Source organism: Chryseobacterium sp. Leaf394 (assembly GCF_001424105.1).
Taxonomy (GTDB): Bacteria; Bacteroidota; Bacteroidia; order Flavobacteriales; family Weeksellaceae; genus Chryseobacterium.
On the sequence record NZ_LMQH01000007.1, the window covers coordinates 1 to 1,636 of the forward strand.

At 30.0% G+C, this 1,636-nt stretch carries 2 protein-coding genes; both read left to right on the forward strand.

Annotated features, from left to right (window positions below; all coding sequences use genetic code 11):
• Window positions 1-225 precede the first annotated feature (225 nt).
• Window positions 226-921, forward strand: coding sequence for a hypothetical protein (locus ASG21_RS02730; protein ID WP_056075542.1), 696 nt, complete (start codon window positions 226-228; stop codon window positions 919-921).
• Window positions 922-1,075: 154 nt separating this feature from the next.
• The coding region (locus tag ASG21_RS20285; protein WP_185113699.1) for a hypothetical protein at window positions 1,076-1,636 on the forward strand (561 nt) is incomplete at its 3' end.

Sequence of the window (1,636 nt, forward strand, 5' to 3'; positions counted from 1 at the left end):
AAATTAAATATTGAAAATTCTAATCCTATAATTATAACTCAAAACAATTTGAATCAATATCATCTATACAAATCATTTAAGAACAAGGTAATTAAAAATAAATCTAACTTTTTAAACATTATAAAAATATAAGAACTACCGCTAACAAGGGTTTTGCAATAGTGGGGCGAAACTGCAAAGTTCAATAGTTGTTCTTCGGTTCAACATTTGTGAAAAATTGAAGTTTTGTGCTTCGATTGCCCCACCATCGCAAAGCCCCGAAACGTTAGCGGCAACTTTAAGAACCGACAAAAAATCAGCATATTTAAAAAACTATTTGGTGGACAGACAAAGGAAAGTTCACAAGAAGCAAAGCCAGAGGACAAGCTAGACGGTTCTCGTGGAGACATAATTCTTAACTTTCAACATTCAATTAAAAAATCAATTGAATGGGATGAATTAAAAAACGTTGAGTTTGCAATGTGGCTTCCTTGTGACGATGACAAAACATTTAGAACATCAACAATTGCTGAGAAATGGACAATTATATATTCATTGACAAAAGATTATTGGTCATTTATTACGGCAGACTTATTGAAGACTTTGAAACTTGTGGATGAAAAGACTTTCAGATTAGGACTTCCTGACAATTTTCAGGCTTTTGCCTTCTTGACAACTGATGATGAACAAGTTATTCTTTCCTTATCACAAGAAAAAGGCATTAGATTTCATTTTGCAGAAATAACACCATTCAAATACAGAGTTGCATTTATGGACAATTTCATATCATATTGCAACGCTTGGAAAAGTATAATAGAATTGAATAACGGAGAAAAAGATGAAAATTTAGGATTTGAAGACTGGTGGTTATTGACACATAAAACATCTATGACTGTTGAAGAAAAAGAACCTTTGACAGGAGTAGGTAAAATTGTAAAATAGAACAAAAAAGCAGCCGCTAACATCGGTTTGGCAATATGGCGGCTGAAGTGCTTCTAAGAAACATTTGTGCAATGCTCAACAGCAGTAATTCTATTGAACTTTTGTGCTAAAAATCCGCCACATCGCCAAGCCGAAAAACGTTAGGCGATATTTTATGACAACAACGTGGAATCAAGAGGAAATCAATGAATATCAAAATATTTTTGATTTAACAAATAGCTTTATTGGAAAACAAATTAATCAACTAATTTTCTTTTTAGATGATGAAGATATTGATTACAATGAACAGGAAAATATTTACGGTAAAAGCTTACTAAATGGCGTTGAAATAATATTAAATAACGAAAAATATTACTTAGGAAATTACTTTTTTGCAACACATTATAATGGCTTAAATTTAAAAAAAGGAAATATTACTGAATTTGAATTTATTGAAAATAAAAACCAAAAAAATTATCCTTCAAAGTTTCTAAATGATACAATAATTGATGCAAAAATTTATTGGCATAAAGCATTTTTAGGTAAATATTTTGTTCCAATTGAAATAGCTTTTGAAACGGATAAGCATTTTATACAATTTTCAGCTATTGAAGTAAATTTCGGAGAAGTAAATACTGAATTAACAGACGAAATACTAGTTATTGAAGACAAATTAATTGCAAAAAAATTAAGCTTAGGCGAATTTGGAATTGAAAATAATGGACGATTTTTTTTT